Source organism: Candidatus Dependentiae bacterium, from assembly GCA_026389015.1.
Lineage (GTDB): Bacteria > Babelota > Babeliae > Babelales > Vermiphilaceae > JAPLIR01.
In genome coordinates this window covers 32032-49841 of sequence record JAPLIR010000023.1, presented here as the reverse complement: position 1 = coordinate 49841, position 17810 = coordinate 32032, and the positions used below count along the sequence as shown (strand labels likewise).

Annotated in this window: 18 protein-coding genes and 2 tRNA genes; 4 read left to right on the top strand and 16 right to left on the bottom strand. The window is 40.7% G+C overall.

The window, feature by feature from the left end:
- Positions 1–264: hypothetical protein (locus NTX86_04260; protein ID MCX5922514.1), on the top strand; the 264-nt coding region annotated here is incomplete at its 5' end.
- Here NTX86_04260 and NTX86_04255 read toward each other — a convergent pair.
- From NTX86_04255 to NTX86_04245, 3 genes are read right to left on the bottom strand one after another with little or no spacing between them, the layout of a single operon-like run.
- Positions 241–1269: a rod shape-determining protein MreC gene (locus NTX86_04255; protein MCX5922513.1), complete on the bottom strand. Its 1029-nt coding sequence runs from the start codon at positions 1267–1269 to the stop codon at positions 241–243. The genes NTX86_04260 and NTX86_04255 overlap by 24 nt on opposite strands.
- A gap of 45 nt (positions 1270–1314) precedes the next feature.
- Positions 1315–2280: a tRNA-dihydrouridine synthase gene (locus tag NTX86_04250; GenBank protein MCX5922512.1), complete on the bottom strand. Its 966-nt coding sequence runs from the start codon at positions 2278–2280 to the stop codon at positions 1315–1317.
- A gap of 3 nt (positions 2281–2283) precedes the next feature.
- Entirely contained in the window at positions 2284–2763 is a 480-nt protein-coding gene (locus tag NTX86_04245) for a hypothetical protein (GenBank protein MCX5922511.1), read from the bottom strand.
- A gap of 203 nt (positions 2764–2966) precedes the next feature.
- Here NTX86_04245 and NTX86_04240 point away from each other — a divergent pair, with 203 nt between their 5' ends.
- On the top strand, positions 2967–3602 hold the full coding sequence (locus tag NTX86_04240) for a hypothetical protein (GenBank protein ID MCX5922510.1): 636 nt from the start codon (positions 2967–2969) through the stop codon (positions 3600–3602).
- A gap of 79 nt (positions 3603–3681) precedes the next feature.
- Here the strand turns inward: NTX86_04240 and gatA are convergent, their stop codons facing one another.
- From gatA to rsmG, 4 genes are all read right to left on the bottom strand, one after another.
- Entirely contained in the window at positions 3682–5139 is a 1458-nt protein-coding gene (gene gatA / locus NTX86_04235; protein ID MCX5922509.1) for an Asp-tRNA(Asn)/Glu-tRNA(Gln) amidotransferase subunit GatA, read from the bottom strand.
- A gap of 27 nt (positions 5140–5166) precedes the next feature.
- Positions 5167–5454, bottom strand: a complete 288-nt coding sequence (gene gatC / locus NTX86_04230; GenBank protein MCX5922508.1) for an Asp-tRNA(Asn)/Glu-tRNA(Gln) amidotransferase subunit GatC — start codon at positions 5452–5454, stop codon at positions 5167–5169.
- Positions 5455–5464: 10 nt separating this feature from the next.
- On the bottom strand, positions 5465–6865 hold the full coding sequence (locus NTX86_04225) for an MATE family efflux transporter (protein ID MCX5922507.1): 1401 nt from the start codon (positions 6863–6865) through the stop codon (positions 5465–5467).
- A 165-nt stretch (positions 6866–7030) separates the two neighbouring features.
- A complete protein-coding gene (gene rsmG / locus NTX86_04220) occupies positions 7031–7681 on the bottom strand; it encodes a 16S rRNA (guanine(527)-N(7))-methyltransferase RsmG (protein MCX5922506.1) in 651 nt (216 codons plus the stop codon).
- Between the two features lie 94 nt (positions 7682–7775).
- Here rsmG and NTX86_04215 point away from each other — a divergent pair, with 94 nt between their 5' ends.
- Together NTX86_04215 and NTX86_04210 are read left to right on the top strand one after the other, a co-directional pair.
- Positions 7776–8474, top strand: coding sequence for a hypothetical protein (locus tag NTX86_04215; protein ID MCX5922505.1), 699 nt, complete (start codon positions 7776–7778; stop codon positions 8472–8474).
- Positions 8475–8586: 112 nt separating this feature from the next.
- Entirely contained in the window at positions 8587–9213 is a 627-nt protein-coding gene (locus NTX86_04210; protein ID MCX5922504.1) for an orotidine 5'-phosphate decarboxylase, read from the top strand.
- 3 nt (positions 9214–9216) lie between these two features.
- Here NTX86_04210 and NTX86_04205 read toward each other — a convergent pair whose 3' ends face one another.
- The 9 genes from NTX86_04205 to NTX86_04165 all read right to left on the bottom strand — a co-directional run bounded on the left by NTX86_04205 (position 9217) and on the right by NTX86_04165 (position 17777).
- On the bottom strand, positions 9217–11055 hold the full coding sequence (locus NTX86_04205) for an ATP-dependent DNA ligase (GenBank protein MCX5922503.1): 1839 nt from the start codon (positions 11053–11055) through the stop codon (positions 9217–9219).
- Between the two features lie 7 nt (positions 11056–11062).
- Positions 11063–12466, bottom strand: coding sequence for a glycoside hydrolase family 1 protein (locus tag NTX86_04200; protein ID MCX5922502.1), 1404 nt, complete (start codon positions 12464–12466; stop codon positions 11063–11065).
- Between the two features lie 23 nt (positions 12467–12489).
- Positions 12490–13056 (bottom strand): glycerol-3-phosphate acyltransferase, encoded by a 567-nt coding sequence (locus NTX86_04195; protein ID MCX5922501.1) that lies wholly within the window; start codon positions 13054–13056, stop codon positions 12490–12492.
- Positions 13053–13673 carry a CDP-diacylglycerol--glycerol-3-phosphate 3-phosphatidyltransferase gene (pgsA, locus tag NTX86_04190; GenBank protein MCX5922500.1) on the bottom strand — a complete coding sequence of 207 codons (621 nt, stop codon included), beginning with the start codon at positions 13671–13673 and terminating at the stop codon, positions 13053–13055. Before pgsA ends, NTX86_04195 begins: the two co-directional genes overlap by 4 nt.
- Positions 13674–13692: 19 nt before the next feature.
- A tRNA-Met gene (locus NTX86_04185) sits at positions 13693–13769 on the bottom strand.
- A gap of 40 nt (positions 13770–13809) precedes the next feature.
- Positions 13810–15372: a protein translocase subunit SecD gene (secD, locus tag NTX86_04180; protein ID MCX5922499.1), complete on the bottom strand. Its 1563-nt coding sequence runs from the start codon at positions 15370–15372 to the stop codon at positions 13810–13812.
- A 172-nt stretch (positions 15373–15544) separates the two neighbouring features.
- Positions 15545–15631 (bottom strand) — tRNA-Leu (locus NTX86_04175).
- Between the two features lie 171 nt (positions 15632–15802).
- Positions 15803–17290 carry a hypothetical protein gene (locus tag NTX86_04170; GenBank protein ID MCX5922498.1) on the bottom strand — a complete coding sequence of 496 codons (1488 nt, stop codon included), beginning with the start codon at positions 17288–17290 and terminating at the stop codon, positions 15803–15805.
- 25 nt (positions 17291–17315) lie between these two features.
- On the bottom strand, positions 17316–17777 hold the full coding sequence (locus tag NTX86_04165) for a pyridoxamine 5'-phosphate oxidase family protein (GenBank protein MCX5922497.1): 462 nt from the start codon (positions 17775–17777) through the stop codon (positions 17316–17318).
- Positions 17778–17810: the final 33 nt, after the last annotated feature.

Below are 17810 nucleotides of genomic sequence, written 5' to 3'. Positions count from 1 at the left end.
GATGGAAAAATATTCACTGCACGCCAGGCCATTAAACTCGGCTTGATTGACACGATAGGGTCAGCACAACAAGCAATTGCCGTGCTAAAAGAAAAGGCACTCATTGAAGGTGAAATCGAATGGGTTCATCCGCTTACAAAAAATAGTTTGATTGATGTCTTGGGAGGAAGCTCTGACGATGAAGGGTCGATGTTCAGTTATTGCATGACACAATTATGTAGTTTTTTGGAACAACGATATTTAAGCAACGGTGTTGTTCAGTAATTCTATGACTGGCTTGAAATCGTAAAAATCCTGCGCGGCATAACGCTGTTGTTGCACTAATTCCTGTACAGACACAACAGGCTCTTGCATCGGCAATGGCATCATGAGCTCCATAGCGATAGGAGCAATTTTGATAGGTTCTTGGTTCTGCACACTCACTTGAGCGAGCTGTTTTTGTTCATGCATATTGTTTTCGTGTTCTTCGCACAAAGCCATTAATCCAGGATTAACATCTAATCCCATGACCGCACCTTTTTGAATAATAAAGCAATGTTCTATTCTACGAAGATCTAACAACGGTTTGACGGTAACATCATAAAATAATCCCTCGGGCGTACATGAAGAAATTTTGCCCAAGGCGAACCCTTTGGGGAATACTAAACCATCGCCACTAGAAAGCACCAAATCGTCTGTCTCAATTTCAGTAAGGTGGCTCACATAGCGCAAGCCAGTCATCTGCTCTTGGTTGTTGCCCTCGTGAATGCCACTTGCTTGTGTATGCGCACAATACGCAGCAACTTTGCACACCGTGTCAGTGACAAGCATTACCTTGCTATACAGCGGCTGCACTTCTACTACTTTGCCCAGCAAACATTGCTTGTAAATCGCCACCATATCAACCTTCATGCCAGCATTACTGCCCTTATCGATTAAAAAATAATGGGACTGGTCAGAAAAATGTCTAACTAAAACTTGTGCCAAAATAGCATCGGCATTATTGTACTGTTTTTTGAAAAGCATGAGCTCTTTGATTTCTTCATTGTAGCTCATTAAAGAATTGAGTTGGACATTTTGTGCAAGAAGTTCGTCTCGCTCAGCTTGCATGCTTTGCAACAACACATGCATTTCTTGCATCGAACGACGATTATCAAATAAAGCTTTTATAGGAGCGATGAGTTTATGTTGTGCAACCAAAACAGGGTACATAACATATGATGAGATAGTTTCTAGGGTATTAGCATTTGAAAAACAATAATGCGCAGTCCAAGCTGTTAAGCCCAACACACACACCTTAAAAAATAAACCGCCTCGCCTTTTCTTACGCACCGTTTATATCCTAAAAAAACTTTTTAGACCTTCTTGTACTTCTTCCGCTGAGTGAGAAACAACCAAACGCTCACGAATCGTTGCTGCATCGGGTGCACCCTTGATATAAAATGGTAAATGTTTTCTAAAATTATAGAGACCATGATTACCATAATGCGCAAGCATATAATCTAAATGTTTTAATGCGGAATGCAATACTATTGTGTTATCAGCCAAATATTCCCTACCCTGTGAATGCTCACGCAATTCTTGGAGCTTCCAAGGGCGAGACCAAATACCACGGCCAATGAGATAGCCATCAACACCAGTTTGTTCGTGAATCATTTTGGCGGTAGCCCAATTGACCACACCACCAGAAATAATTACGGGAACTTTTACTGCTTGTTTAACTTCGGCCGCAAGAGCGTAATCAGGGCGACCTTCAAAGCGTTGGGTCTGTAAGCGCGGGTGAATTGCAAGTGCATCAACGCCACAATCTTCAAGAAGTTTTGCCACTTCAACAGCATTTTGGGATTTGAAGCCGGCACGAATTTTTACGGTAAAAGGGATGTTAGGAATTTTTTTGCGAAATAGGGTTACAATTTCTTTGAGTCGAGGCACATTTGCCATTAAAGCCGAACCGGAACCTGAGCCGATCACATTCTTTGCCGGGCAGCCGATATTAAGGTCGATCATATCTACCCCTTTAGCCAGAATAAGATCGCAGGCTTTTTCGATATACAGGGTAGAGTTTGCAGCAACTTGATAGTTAAGGGGGCGTTCCAGCTGCTCGAATTTTAAGGCTCTTTGGCCACCTTTATCGTTGGCTATGCACGCAACATGGCGCATTTCGGTATATAAAAGCTCGGACGAAGAGAATTCTCGTACTAACTTACGAAATGGCGAATCGGTAATGCCATCGAGTGGCCCACCAATAAAACGTGGAAATTCAAGGTTGCCGATCTTAATAGACCCGTTCCAGTAACTCATAATTTACCCTTTAGGCAAAGGGGTGCATGGAAATGACATACAATGCGTAATTAAATCTTTGGCTCTTAACGCACTATCATATTCAAGCTCACATTGCAGAGTCTGTTTATAGTGCCCAAGATACATTTGACCCAATAGTACCGTAAGAGAAGCTGCAAACAAAATTTGATTTACCACAGATGCTTCTTCCTTTACTGCAGAATAGGCCAAAAATGTAGTCGGAAAAATTGCACTTATAACAATTGGCATATAGCTGTCATGCATGCGAGGATTGGCTCGTTGCGATACCAAACAATCTCTTCTAAAGCGAACATTTTCTTCTGCCACCTCTAAGTATCTTGGCCGTAAAGCAGCTAAGTAATTTCGCTGCTGCATCTCAATTCCAATCTTTTTAATATCCTGTTCTCTAATCGCATCTGCCAAGTTATCAGCATGCGCTAAAGAAAAGGTACATAATACCATAAACAATAGTAATTTTTTCATTGAGATATCCCTAAATTCTGTATAATCGATAGAAATGTCCTGCATCTATTAATAATAATACCATTTTATGCGATCTAATCAATGAAAGGACCCCCCTGTTGCAAAAGACCACGAATAGTTCATAATAGAAATATGTATTAATTTTTAATTAAATAACAAAGTCAAAATTTACAATTCAAATAAGTCTTATGGAGGACTCAAAAATGAATACTACTAAGAGATCGCTAGCATTATTTTTTCTTGTACTCATATCGTCCCAAACATGCAATGGGATGAATTGGACAAGGGTAAATGAATTTGCTTCATCTGCTGTAAAGAACGTCACAAGCTTTTCAAAAGACTGCTTGTTGGCATATAGTATTGGTATGGCTATTACCACAGCCCATGAAGTCGGCCATGCTCTTATGCTCAAAATTCTTTTCGGCCAACCATTCCATGTTAATATTGGTGGTTATAATAACAGAAAACCTCTCTTGAAACTACCAGGATTAACAGTTTGTGGACTCAATCCTGCGATTGGCTATACCGAAATTGATCTCGCAAAACAACAATCAGCATATGCAAGCAATCCACAAAGCAGCTGCTTAAAAAGAATAGCCGTAAATTTAGCAGGTCCCTTATTTGGCACACTCGCGAGTATCGCAAGTTTAACATTACTCAATAAATATCATCCAAATACACTAAAACCTTTATCAATCGGCTATCCCATATCAAAATTAGTATCCGCTTTTGCCATTTATAACAATACTGCCACACAAATTATACCCGATCGAGCAGGTAGAAATGATGGCGCGCATGCTTACCAAGCTTTGCGAGATTATATATGGCTTTGTCGCTAAAATACTTTAGATTTAAATAAAAAAAGGCCACGATTGTTCAATCGTGGCCTTTTTTTAATTTCTCTATTTTACGAATATCCTAGAAACCTTTTGGATGCATCGTATGCCATGGAGTCGCTTGCTCATAAGCATGGGCAACTTGCAGAATCAACTCATCAGAAAGGTGAGGGCCCGCAAATTGGAAGCCAATAGGCAAGTTAGACTGCGTAAAGCCGCATGGCACGTTAAGAGCAGGAATACCCACCAAATTCATAGCGCAGGTGAAATAATCTTGCAAATCCATTGCTAACTTATCAGTGTCAAACGCACCAAACTTAAATGCTGGTTCAGGATGAGTAGGCATTACCAACAGATCAACCTCGTTGAACATCTCAGTAAATTCTTTGCACATCATACGTTGTACTTTTTTAGCTTTTTCATAATACGCATCGGCATAACCAGCTGAAAGAACATAGTTACCAATCAAAATACGGGCTTTAACTTCAGCGCCAAAACCATCGTGACGCGTGTTGCAATACATATCAGTTAAGGTTGCCGCTTTTTTGTCACGGAGGCCATAACGAACCCCGTCAAAACGAGCTAAGTTGGATGCTGCTTCAGCACGGCTTAAAATAAAGTAGGTAGCAGCGCTATAGTCCATGGTAGAAAGTTTAATGCGACGTGTCTTTGCACCCAAACCTTCTAGAACTTTAATAGCTTCTTCAATCGCTACAACAACTTCACTATTCATGCCCGGTGCATATAAAGCGTTTTCCACAATACCAATACGGAGATTGGCGGGAATTTTGCCATCCAAACTTTGAGTGTAATCTTTTTTTTCTACCGCTAATGATGAAGAATCTTTTGGATCGTGTCCGGCAATAGCAGAAAGCACTACAGCGTTATCGTACACCGTACGGGTCACTACACCAATTTGGTCAAGCGATGAAGCGTAGGCAACAAGGCCAGAACGAGAGACCAAGCCATAAGTAGGCTTAGAACCCACAATGCCACAAAACGCTGCTGGCAAACGAACAGAACCACCGGTTTCGCTACCCAAAGCCCAAGGAACAAGTCCGGCTGCAACAGCAGCAATAGACCCACTACTTGAACCACCAGGTACACGGGAAGAATCCCAAGGATTTTTGGTTTTTTGATACGCTGAGGTTTCGCCAGAACTTCCCATGGCAAATTCGTCCATGTTGGCACGGCCAAGAATCAATGCGCCCTCTTTTTTGAGACGTGCGGTAGCCGTTGCATCGTATGCTGCGTTGAAACCTTCTAAGATTTTTGAGGCACAGGTCAAGGTGCGGCCTTCTTGGGAAATATTATCTTTTAAGATCCCTGGAATACCAAAGAGCATGCCTTGTTTTTGTGAGCGCTCGAGAATGGAGTTAGTTTCGAAAATTTCTAATGCTGATTGGAGGTCACCATCATGCACGCTAAAACGTTTGATGCATGATTCGAGTAATTCTTGAGATGAAATTTCTCTGTCGGCAAGTAAGGTGCGTAGTTCTTTAATAGTTGCAAATGCCAACGTGTCCATAGTTGTTTTCATGAATAGCCTTTTTATAGGAGAAAAATTTTATTTGGTGCTGTCTAAAATAGCAGGAACAACAAAGTAATGGCCTTCTGATTCGGGTGCGCATGCCAGAATAATTTCTGAATCAGTTTTCACCACAACATCATCGCGCAATACATTGATGTTTTTACGTTCAGAAACCTGAACATCAACGGCGATTTCCTGCACGCATGCAGCGTAGCTCAATACCTGTTGAAGTTGATTAGCTAACTGATCAAGTTCATTATCATGCACCTTGATATTAGACATGTGAGCAATTTTTATAACATCTTCTTTAGTAATTTTTGTCATACACTTGTTCCTAGACAACACTCTTTTTCCACCGGTCAGAGCGGAAATAATTGATATAAATAACACTCATTAAGCCATTACACACATAAAATGTACCATAGATTAGAATAAATTTCAGCAGCGGATCGTCCATTACCAAAAACGTCAAGGCGTAGGACAATGGCGTAAAAATACACCCACACACTAATAGTCGCACCATCATAACCATTTTTACATTCCCTGTACCACGTATGGCACCGGACAACACCACTTGAAGAAGATCGCAGAATGATAATATGCTCAGGATAGGGAACGCTCGAGCAGCCAATAGCGTGAACTCGCCTTTCTTATCAAAAAAACCTATAAAGTAAGTTGGCATAACAGCAAATACTACAAAAATACCCATTACACAAATTGAAGCCAAAAAGACTGTCTTTTTTATATTAACTTTTACAGCATCCCAATTTTTGGCACCAAAATCATTACTTACCAAAAAAGTAATAACCGAAGCAAACGCAAGAGCTGGCGTTAATGCTACACGCTCCATATCTTTAATAACACAGAATGTGGCAACCATACAACTGCCCATAGGACCAACCATTTTCAAAAGCCAAATATATGCCGCAGCAAGCGTAGCTTTATCAAGCATCACAGGCCAACTGAGAATAAGAAGCTCTTTCATATGGGTGCGTGAGCGGAATACTGAAAAAAGATCTACGGCATACTTACGATTATCTGGATGCCAAAGAATATAAACAAGAACAGCAACCGACATAACCAAATATTGCATAACTGCTGCAAGCGCAGAGCCGTGCAATCCCATGGCAGGAAAGCCAAATTTTCCAAAGATCAGAAGATAATCCAACGATATAACAACAAATACACCAAGCACGCTGACATACATTGGTACTCTTGTGTTTTTTATACCACGTACAAAACCAACCAAGGCCAAGTATATAAACATAAAGAAAACACCTATGGCCCGAATTCGTAAAAAAGGAACGCCAAGACCAATAATTTCTGTAGGAACGCCAAGCCAACTATAAATCCAATAGGCGCCAAGATATAAACTACCTGCAACCATTACCCCAGAAACACACGTAATCCAAAACGCATCGCGCACTGAGCGTCCAGCTTCCTGATAATCCGCCTTACCATTAAATTGGCCGGCTAACACCAAGGTCCCAACAGAAACACCTTCGCCGATTTTAATTAAAAAATGCATAAGATTGTTAGTAGCCCCAAGGGTAGCAAATGTCGGCGTATCTTTTAAATAACTGATAAAGTTAGCCTCAATCCAAATAGGCACAGAATAAAGCAGCAAAGCGGTAACAAATTCTGGCAAAGCATACCGAATAATATTCCAATAACTTTCACCTTGAGTAGCATCGGTAATCCCCGAAAAATAACTTGCGATGAGTCCTTTTTTCATTGGATATTCCTCTAGCTTAATGTGTTGATCCATTGATTCCCCAAAAACCTTTGATGAACAAGGCATTACAAGACTAAAATAATTTCACCTTACACAGGCACCACAGTAACAAAAAAAACTTTTTTAGCAAGAAATAGCCCTTTTTGCGAGGCATAGCACAGCGCTTTAAGCTTTTTTGCCACTGAAGAAAGCATATTCACGGAGTTGAGTGCCGACGGTATAGTCTTGTTCCTTAACCAAATAAGCTTTTTCCTGTGTACCAGGCTTCCACTTCTTTGATGCCCAATAAATGAGCTGAGCATCTTTATAGTGACAGCTCGGCTTGAATACTTTGACCAGTTGCTCAAGCTGCAGTGATGCGCGAGTAACAAAAAGATCTATAGTGTGGGTGGTTTGTCGTAAGAAGGTTCGCCAATCAAGAGGACTAACCGTACAATCGGTAAGACCAAGTTCGGCTATAACTGCCTCGAGGAAAGCGACTTTTTTGTTATTTACTTCAAGTAATATAAACGGCACATCGGGAAATAAAATTTTTAAGGGAATACCAGGAAACCCTGCACCAGAACCAATATCACATACGCCACGCACTTTACTAAAATCAACATATTTAGCGACGCGCATGGAATCCTGAAAATGGTAAGGAATAATATCCTCAATATCGATGATACGGGTTAGATTGATATTCTCATTCCATTCCTGCAACATTTCCAGATAACGCTCAAACTGTCCAGCTTGAACCGCGGTTAACTTTTCTTTAGTAATAAATGTTTGCCATAGAGTATCGGCATTTTGACCAAATTTTTCTGCAATAGACAATTTCGTTCCTCAAATCATAGCTTTTGTGGTTATTATAATGGTAGCTTACTAGTGAGGTCATGGATCAACCTTAAAAAGAAGAAGCTATACACCTATGAAAAATAAAAATATTTTATTACTGATACTACCATGTTTTTTCTATAATTTCACGCTCTTTGGCGATGCAACCATAGTTTTTTACCTACGGCCCTACCCGACTATGCTTGACGATACTTATTGCCAAGAAATAAAAAGGCCCGGCGTTTTAGCCGAGCAATGTTTGAATGGCATTATCGATAAAAAATTAGTGGTCGGCGTTTTTGCTACCTACGGCGGCTATCTGAACGTTTCAGACCAATACGGCCAATTATCGTTCCCCTATAAACACTCACAAAAATCAGTTGATATTCTCATTACCCCAAAAATTACCCCTATTATGATGGCCGGCAATACTGTCCACCATTGGGAGTTAGAAGATAATGTACCTGCTACCATGTACCACCTTGAGCAACAGTTGGATGACCAAACTAAGGTAACCGTATGGGAAACCAAGCCCGCAGAGCTTCCCAAAAATAAAAAAATACCAGTACAAACCATTATTATTATAGCAAAACCAGTCCACATGTACGTACCTGTTGGCACAACTATAGCCCAAGAAGGCGCCAATATTTTATTGCCTGATATATTTGTTAAAAAAGGCATAAACCATACCGCGCAGTCACTCTATTTACTCAACTTAAAACATTTGTTTGAACCGATTCGTTATATCTACAAACAAAATCCAACAAATTATATAACGCATCTTGTTCCATAATATGAGTATAAAATGTAGTTTTTTCAAACGCAGTAAATGCTGTTATACTAAGCTCATATTTTTACGACGATCACGCTGGACTATATAATCATTCATATGAGGATAAGAGAGTATGAAATTACAAATATCATTCGACATGCCTGATCTAGACAAAGCTTTAGCCATTGCCACACTGGTTGCTCCGCACGCCGATGTCCTAGAAGTAGGCACCCTGCTTATTTATCTCCACGGCGTCAAAGCAGTTACCGCATTCAAAAATGCATTTCCTAAAAAAACTATACTGGCTGACTGCAAAATTGCTGATCGCGCCAAAGAAGCCGTCACCCACTTTGCTCAAGCTGGCGCTGATTGGGTAACCGTAATGGCTGGTACGGGTAAAGATGTGATTCATGCTGCGTGTTCAACAGCAGAAAACCTTAATATAAAAGTTATGCTCGACCTGATTGACGCAAGTTCCCTTGGCCAATCAGCACTCGAAGCAAAAAATCTTGGTGTCAACGCTTTGTTGTTCCACCAACCGTACGATGAGCAAGAATCGCTCACCTTTTTGGATAAATGGGACATGATCAAAGGTAACACCGATGTGCCCGTCTTCATTTCAGCAAAAATTCGTCGAGACACTATCGAAGAAATTATAAACATAAAGCCGTATGGACTGGCTATCGGAAAAAGCATTGTTGAAGCAGAAAATCCTGCTCAAGAAGCGCAGTATTTTTATGATCTTTGTTCAAAAAATTAACAGCTAATCACGTTTGAACTGATCGTCATATAAATGCTTAATTTCCTCAATAGTTGTTGCTTCTTGTGGTGATTTATCTAGACGATAGCCCATAATTCTTGGAAACCTGAGAGCGTAGCCCAAGGAGTCGGCTGTCTTGCCTGCTGCATGCACCGGAGACATCGTAATTTCGTCGGCACGAATCAATACAACCATCTCGGGAGCAACCCACACATCTGGTTCTAAATCTTTAGCGCACACGACATTTTTTGGTTTGCTGAAAACTTTATGTGCATCACATTTTTTTCTGAGTTCTATCCAATCATGGTCTTTAAGCCCCGTACCAATTTTGGCCACGGTCTCAAAACGATCTTCTCGTTTATTATAAACGCCCACAAGAAACGCTCCAATACCAAATGAAGCTCGTTTGCCTTCACCCGCATAATATCCCAGAATGACGCAATCAAGAGTATCTTCTAGATGCCCTTCTTCTTGGCGCTTTAGTTTAATCCAATTGAAGTTACGTTTGCCCGGTTGATAGACCGAATCATTTTTCTTTACCACCAAGCCTTCAAGACCCGATGCTATGTTTTGCGTAAAATAATGTTCAAGTTCTTGTGCCGTATGCATTTCTTTTTCTTCAATTACTTGGACCGCATCATTATTAAAGCTTTTAAATACGTTAAGCAATTTTGTACGGCGCTCTTCGTGTGTTTTAGTCATATATTCCTGACCATCTAAATAAAGAAGATCAAAAATAAAAACACGCAGAGGATATTCTGTCATAGCTTCTTCTATGCCATGTTTCCTTTTACGTTTTACTGTTTCTTGGAATGGTAAAAAGCTGCCGGTGTGTTGATCGTATACAATTGCTTCGCCCTCGCAAATAAGTTCTTGTACATCAAGGTCAGCAATAGCTTGCTTAATGTCAGGAAACATCGCCGACATATCTTGTAAGTTACGTGAATAAAAATGAATTCTTGGTGCTTTATGTGTTTTATCAACATGAATTTGCAAACGGAAGCCATCTAACTTTGGTTGTGCAACACAGTGACCAATTTTTTCAATAATTGCTTTGGCGGTTGGAAGACGTTCTGCAGCTGCAGGACGGATCGGAATACCCATATGAATTTTCATATTTTTGATAGCTTGTATGCCATCTTGTTTGAGAACTGATGCGATGGTACCAATGTCAGCACATATGTTATACGCGTCTTCGATAGCACCACGCAACGACTTGTCACCCGCTACCATCCAAGAAAGCGCATCGATAATGGTCATATCAGAAAAACCAAGACGCAATTTGCCGATAATAATACGTACTACATATTTAGCCGAGACCGGATCAAGCTCCGACAACAAGGTGCGCAACTGCTGAATTTTGTCTTCTTGAGAACCAGTACCGCCATGCTGTTCAATCGCATGCAATGCTGCATACACGTGATGCACCGTTAAGGTATCTTTTGATTGCCAGCTACCTTCGTCCAAGACTAATCCTAGGTCGCCCAACTTTTTGGCATGGGCCATGATCGTTGCATCAGAAAGATCCATTAAATCTGCAATAGCTTTTGCCACACTTTTTTCTGCCATATTAAATTGCGTACCAATATGCGGTGCATTAAGCTGACCGAGGGAAATATTACAAATAATAGCAGCTTCTGATGATGTCGCTTTAGATAGCAAGTCTGCAAGCAATTTTGTCATTTCCAAACGACCGCTTGTTGCTTCTATGACAGAAAATGCTTTTCCAACTTCGTTAAAATGCATGGTGGTAACCTTTGTGCAATGGGTAATTTTTATAGCTAAATGTACAAGAAAAAACGAAGCACTCAAGAAAAAGATAAAAAGTTTAATGGTACGCATAAAATCGCTATGATTTTTGGTACGTTGAATTGATAACCTTCAACAATGCCTTTGAGCCTTCACGCAAGGTGCGCTGTTGTGTTGCCATATCAACATCATACAACCCAAACTTTTGCGTGTACCCTTCGGACCATTCAAAATTATCAAGCAATGACCAATAAAAATAACCGCGCACATCATACCCGTCTTGAATAGCACGGCTTAATGCATAGAGATAGCGCTTAATAAAAAGTTCGCGTCGATCGTCCTTGCTATCGGCAATACCATTCTCGGTGATATACATAGGAATATTTTGTGGAACCGTTATACGCTCTGAAACATCCTTAATGGCACGATACAACCCTTCTGCGTAAATGCAGTAGGGCATGTCAGTTTTGATCTCATGTGATCTGTAAGCTTGACCGGCCATGGTATTAAATCCCAACTCTACACGCAGCAAAACATGGGAATAATAATTGATACCCAAAAAATCGAGTGAACATACTGCATCAGAATTTACATAGTCAAGTGAGGCAAGTACTGGCACATGAAAACTAAATACACCTTGTGCAAAAAATTCTGTGATCACATCATGAAACATATGATTGATATAATAACATAACGTCTTTTCGATCACGCTATCATCATTGTACGGATCAAACTGCGTTACGCTATGCACCAAGCCCACTTGAGTAGTATCGCCACCAGGCAGATTCTTGATTGCCTTATAGGCCTTAACATGCGCACACATCATGTTGTATAATACTTTACCAGCACGGTTAATGCCAATTTTTCCCGGAGGCCATACACCACGTATATATCCTTGAAACACATAAACACCGGGCTCATTAAAGGTTGCCCACAACATAACTTTACTGCCGAGTTCTTGAACCATCAAGCGTGCAAAATCAACAAAGTAAGGAATATTTTCTTCCAACTCAAAGGCACCGAGCTTTTCAAACCACAAAGGATGAGTAAAATGATGCAGCGTGACCACTGGCTTGATACCGGCAGCGAGTAACTCATCGCACAGTTCGTGATAATGAGCAATTGCTGCTTTATCAATCACGCCCTGTTGCGGTTCAATAATGCTCCACTCAACCGAAAATCTAAATGCTTTTACCTTCATGTGTTTGAGTAACGCAATATCTTCTTTAAAGGAATGCCAAAAATCACAAGCACGACCAGAACGCTGACCACCGTGAATTCGGGGGTTACCATGCTTGTCTTTTGCATAATCCCATAAAGCCCAGTTAGCATTGGGACAATTAAACGCGCCAGATACTTGGTATTCTGCAACGGCGCTACCAAATATAAAATTTTTATCAAAAAAAACCGCATCAACATCAATTGTTGACCAGTCCCAAGCCAGTTCCGTACCGAAGGCCGCAATCGCAGTACATACTAAAACTATACCGATTATTTTTTTCATTATATGTACCACATGAAAATTAGTTATTTAGAGAGATAGGTAACTATATTTGTTCTATGTAAAAAAAATCCCCACGCAGTCATAAACAACGTGAGTAGTATAAAAAGAAGAGAGTTACCACAAAGCCAGGCCAACAAAGGCATAATAGACAAGGAGACAAGCGACGCCTTGCCACTCGTACGCGTAAGAGCAATTACCAAAACCCATATGCCAATACAGCCACCAGCTACACAGGGCATTAAAGCAGCCAAAATACCAAAGGTTGTAGAAACACCTTTGCCACCACGAAATTTTAAAAAAATAGGAGCACCATTACCAAGCAGTAGTGATACCGCAACAGCAGCCAGTGAATAGTCAGAAATGTTATACCAAAAGCACACTTTTAAAAAAGCATACGCTTTAAAAAAATCTAAAAAAAAGATAAGGAGAAAATAATGAACACCAAGAACACGAGCAACATTAGTGGCACCGCTACCGCCAGAGCCGTGAGCTCGTATATCATCAACGCCACAAGCTCGTGCAATAAGAAACCCCGTTGACAATGAACCGATAAGATAAGCAGCAATGCAGACAAGAATAATAGTGATCATGATTTATGTGCCTTAACGATTGTATCGCTCTCATGCTTGGCAAGAAACTTTCCAATAAAGGCTTGATAATAAAACAATGCTGACAGCATTGATATACCAACGGTTATCACGATAAGAATAAGCTCTGCGGTATTCCACCATGCAACACCGCTTAGTCCAAGACCAACTGTTTGATAGGGATTGAAGATAATAAACATGAGACAGATAATTTGTGTCGCCGTTTTTAATTTACCTAAAAAAGATACGGGAACAGAAAAATTATTTTCGAGCGCTACTTGACGTAAACCCATCAAAAAAAATTCACGCCCGATGAGTAACACAACCCAGAAAAAGTAAATCTTGTTTACTACAAGCAACCCAATTAAGGTTGAATAGACCAAAAACTTGTCAGCTATAGGGTCGAGCACCGCACCAAGTAAGGTTTCTTGACCATACTTGCGGGCCAAATAGCCATCAAAAAAATCGGTTAAACTCAAAGCGAAAAAAAATAAGACAAGAATACCGTTAATCAAGATATGATTGATCGGTAAAAAATAAACGAGTAACAAAGGGAGAATTAAAGGAGAGACTACCAAACGAATAAGGGTTAATGTTGTAGGAAAATTCACTATAGCCATTATCGCCTGGAAATAAAAGTGGTGGCGACGCAGGGATTCGAACCCCGGACCTACAGATTATGATTCTGCCGCTCTAACCAACTGAGCTACGCCGCCACAAATTTTTCAAAATTAATAAAATACCTTATTAATATACTTATATTTTTAGCTTTTGTACATTAAAAAATTCTAAAACAAAGCTAAATAATGATTTCAGGAAGAACAACCCGGTAATCAAGGTAGAAACGATACCAAGCATCATGGTGACAGCAAACCCTTGGATAGGTCCTGTGCCAAAGTAATAAAGAACAGCTCCGACAATAAACGTCGTAATATTAGCATCCAAAATTACAACCATCGCATTTGAAAATCCTGCATCAACTGCTTTTCTAACCGTAACACCTGCTGCAAGTTCATCTTTAATTTGCTCGTAAATCAAAATGGATGCATCGATAGCCATACCAATGGTCAACACCATGCCGGCAATACCAGGCAACGTTAACGTCGCTCTGAGCCATGCCATGCCAACTAAGATGAGCAGTAAGTTGTACAATAATGCAAAGAATGCAAGTAGACCAGCAACTTTGTAATACAATAAACTAAATATGAAGAGCAATCCTAATCCAACTAAACAGGAGAACACACCTTGTCTAATCGACTCTGCGCCAAGTGATGGTCCAATTTGACGTTCTTCTTCAAACGTAACTGGTGCCACAAATGCGCCCGATTTAAGCAATAATGCTAATTCTTGAGATTCTTGTGTTGAGCGTGTCCCGCTGATAGAACCTTCGCCACGGATACCATCTCTGATGGTTGGTGCAGTAATAACAATACCATCTAATACCACAGCCAATTGCTTGCCAATGTTTTTGCTGGTTAATGCATAAAATTTTTCGCTTCCATCTGCGTTAAATTTAAAGCTCACTACCGCTTCTGCACCTGTTTGACCACCAAGTGAAGCATTTGCTTCTCTCAATGAGCCACCCGTAATATCAGTATATTTTGAAACGAGGTAATAACGTTTGCCACGGCCTTCGTCTCTGCCTGCAAGAATTTCTTTATCTCTTGGCAAAACACCATCAAGTTCATATAAAATATCTTCAGGTGCATTACCTATTTTTTCAACTAATTTAAATTCAAGCTTTGCCGCTTTACCAATCATTGCTTTTGCTTGTTGAGGATCAGAAACGTCTGGCAGTTCAACAATGATATTTTTTTCACCTTGCGCTGCAATGGTGATTTCAGCAACACTTAAGGTATCAAGACGTGTGCGCAATACTTCAATATTGCTTCGTACAGCATCTCTTTTGATCTGCTCAGCATGGTGCGCCGTCAGTTGCATACGCAAAATATTATTATTGGTTGCATAGGTATAGTAACGTCCTCTGCGTGAATCATTTTGCAAGAATGTTGCTGCTGCTTGTGCTGCTGCTGGAGAATCAAAGGTAAGAACGATATCATTTTTTTCTATTGTTTTGGCGGTAGGAACTGATTGCTCCCCTGCCTTGAGTTTCATAGGTAATGATTGCATGGTTTCAGCAAGCTCTGACTCTACCGCTTTATCAGTCTGTACTTCCATAGTGATGTAGGTACCACCAACTAAATCAATACCAAAACGTAATTTTTGACGTAATGGTATAATAAAATACAAACCTATTGCAACAAAGACAATCCAGAAAGATAATCCGGAAAATAGAAATCTACGTGCTGACATATTCATGCAGGCTCCTTTAAGCATACTCTCAAAATACAACTTTTTTTACTCTTAGCTTTTGTGATCAAGGTCCTACCTTACGACCTGTTTTATGAAGAACAGGTCAGCCATACTAATCTCTTGCCATACAGAAGCTTAGACTGGCCGCGCCATACGAAGCTCCTTAGAGAGCGAAGTATGGTGCCGAGGAGGGGACTCGAACCCCTACAGGATTTCTCCCACAGCCACCTCAAGGCTGCGTGTCTGCCAGTTCCACCACCACGGCAGCACCTAAAATCACCTCGAAAATCTATCATAATTAAAGTCACTTATCAACTTTGATCGACTTTTTTACCAAAATACTCACACTTTTTATCAAATTTGTTTACATGCAAAAGGCGACCCATAATGGGTCGCCTTTTATTGTTTCTAAGAATCTACAGAGAAAAAAATTGTTTTATGGAACCGGTGTTACAGATACTACCGGAGCCACTGGTGCACTAGATGCTGCCGGAGCTAATGCTACTGCTGGCGTCACTGGGGTAACTGGTGCAGTTTCTGGTGCTACTGGTGCCGGTGCTGTCACTGACACACTCACCTCAGACTTGCCAAACCATTTACCAAATGTTGCACCCCAAAGAGTTTTGGCTCCCGATGCAATATAATCCCATGTTGCACTTGCAGCATTAGTTACTGCATTTGCCGCACGTGAAAAAAATCCTGATTCAGCTCTTTTTGTTTCAGCCTCTTCATCTTTTTTTTGCTGCTCTTTAACTGCTTTTTCTATCTGTTCTTGCGTTAACTTTTTCTCTGAATCGGACTTTGCAGCATCACGTTCTTGTTGATGCTTTGCTTCCAAAGCTTGCCATTGTTTTTTAAAGTCAATGCCCTTTTCTTTTAACGCTGTCAACGTAGCCGTCACTTTTTTGATATTCTCTTGAGCAACTGATCCTAACTGCTCAAAATGTTTTGCTAATGGATTTTGAATATACTCCATAACCGCATTAATATTTTGCCAATAGGTGACCATGCCGTAATAAAGTTCCCGAGCTTTTTCATCACTCAGTTCTTGCGCAATACCTTTTAAATTTTGCCACGACTGTTTTTCAAAACCGCGAGCAACATTAATCTGTTTGATAAGCATGGTAATCGTATCATCAACAGCACTATCAATTTGATTAATTTTTTGTATATCTTTTTGAAGCTGCTCTAACGTATTCTTTTCAGCCTCTAAAGTTGCCAAGAAGGTACGCTCTTCAGCGCTCAACTCACCATCTTTTTTGCGCTCTTGATCGATTTGTGCAACCGCGTTACCAATTAATTCCTCGAGTATGCCACGCCCGACACCAACTTCAAGATAAAATGGATCAAATACCGTTTTATCCCACTCGGTTCGTTTATCAAAGAAAGCCATTCTTGATTCCATAATGGTATCAACAACAGCCTTAATTTTTTCATATTGTGTTTGTGCGCGTTGCCACCAAATACGCTTAAAAAGCCAATTTCCCTGAGGTTCATCTGTATTCATAGTATCAATACCTTGAATTTCCTCCTCGGTTGGCGCTGTCGCTTGAGCAGCAGCCGGTTGTGCCGTTGCTGCAACGGGTGCCGCTGGCATTGCTTCTAGGCCAGTAGGCGCAGCAGTTGTAGCCGGTGCTGTTTGATTTGCTGACGGTGCTATAGTTGTAGTAACTACAGGAGTAGCCGCAGCTGGCGTCGCAGGCGCGTCTTGAATTTTAGGTTGCTCTGGTGCCGTAACCGCTGGTGCACCTGTTGCAGCCGGTGGGGTTTGATCCACCACGAGTGTTGCAACTGGCGCTGGCACAGCAGATGCCGCAGGAGCTGGCGCCCCTGTCGATGCAGGCGCAGCAGGACTTTCTGCACCAAAACAACTATGTCCCATAACTACACAACAAAAAAATAATTCATACAAAAATAAACGCATGAACCATGCTCCTTTTTTTAAAAAACTATAATGTTTTCGATAGCTCTTGCAATTCGTTGTATAGTCCCTTAGAAAGTTCTTCCGCTTCCCATGATACATAACTCCAACGCACACCGCTATCAACTCGTGTTAATACTGAGCGATCACTCTTTATATCGATAATATCAATGCGCACTACGTTCATCAATGGATGTACTAACGATGGTGCTCGCACAACGCCGGCACGTCCCAATACACTGTACGCCACATTGTTTTCGTCCATAAAACAAACCATAACTTTCTTCTGCCATACCATGTTATGGTAGCCAGCATGATCTTTATGAATAGAGATCAATATACTCTCAAGTCCCTTAGGATAAACACATTGAATAGGTGTGGTATGAGGCAAGCCTTTTTCTGAAAATGTTGCGACTACGGCCACAGTTTTTCCCGCTTTTAATACCGTAATTAAATCTTCAGGAAGTTTCACTCCAACATGTTTTGCCATAAATAGTTCCCCGCTCATAAAAAAATTAAAAAT

Coding starts and splice junctions, on each gene's coding strand:
- NTX86_04195 (MCX5922501.1), bottom strand. CDS start 13,056: ATGATCACTATTATTCTTGTCTGCATTGCTGCTTATCTTATCGGTTCA.
- NTX86_04170 (MCX5922498.1), bottom strand. CDS start 17,290: ATGCGTTTATTTTTGTATGAATTATTTTTTTGTTGTGTAGTTATGGGA.
- pgsA (MCX5922500.1), bottom strand. CDS start 13,673: ATGGCTATAGTGAATTTTCCTACAACATTAACCCTTATTCGTTTGGTA.
- NTX86_04165 (MCX5922497.1), bottom strand. CDS start 17,777: ATGGCAAAACATGTTGGAGTGAAACTTCCTGAAGATTTAATTACGGTA.
- secD (MCX5922499.1), bottom strand. CDS start 15,372: ATGAATATGTCAGCACGTAGATTTCTATTTTCCGGATTATCTTTCTGG.
- NTX86_04250 (MCX5922512.1), bottom strand. CDS start 2,280: ATGAGTTACTGGAACGGGTCTATTAAGATCGGCAACCTTGAATTTCCA.
- NTX86_04210 (MCX5922504.1), top strand. CDS start 8,587: ATGAAATTACAAATATCATTCGACATGCCTGATCTAGACAAAGCTTTA.
- NTX86_04205 (MCX5922503.1), bottom strand. CDS start 11,055: ATGCGTACCATTAAACTTTTTATCTTTTTCTTGAGTGCTTCGTTTTTT.
- NTX86_04240 (MCX5922510.1), top strand. CDS start 2,967: ATGAATACTACTAAGAGATCGCTAGCATTATTTTTTCTTGTACTCATA.
- gatC (MCX5922508.1), bottom strand. CDS start 5,454: ATGACAAAAATTACTAAAGAAGATGTTATAAAAATTGCTCACATGTCT.
- NTX86_04200 (MCX5922502.1), bottom strand. CDS start 12,466: ATGAAAAAAATAATCGGTATAGTTTTAGTATGTACTGCGATTGCGGCC.
- NTX86_04245 (MCX5922511.1), bottom strand. CDS start 2,763: ATGAAAAAATTACTATTGTTTATGGTATTATGTACCTTTTCTTTAGCG.
- NTX86_04225 (MCX5922507.1), bottom strand. CDS start 6,865: ATGAAAAAAGGACTCATCGCAAGTTATTTTTCGGGGATTACCGATGCT.
- NTX86_04215 (MCX5922505.1), top strand. CDS start 7,776: ATGAAAAATAAAAATATTTTATTACTGATACTACCATGTTTTTTCTAT.
- gatA (MCX5922509.1), bottom strand. CDS start 5,139: ATGAAAACAACTATGGACACGTTGGCATTTGCAACTATTAAAGAACTA.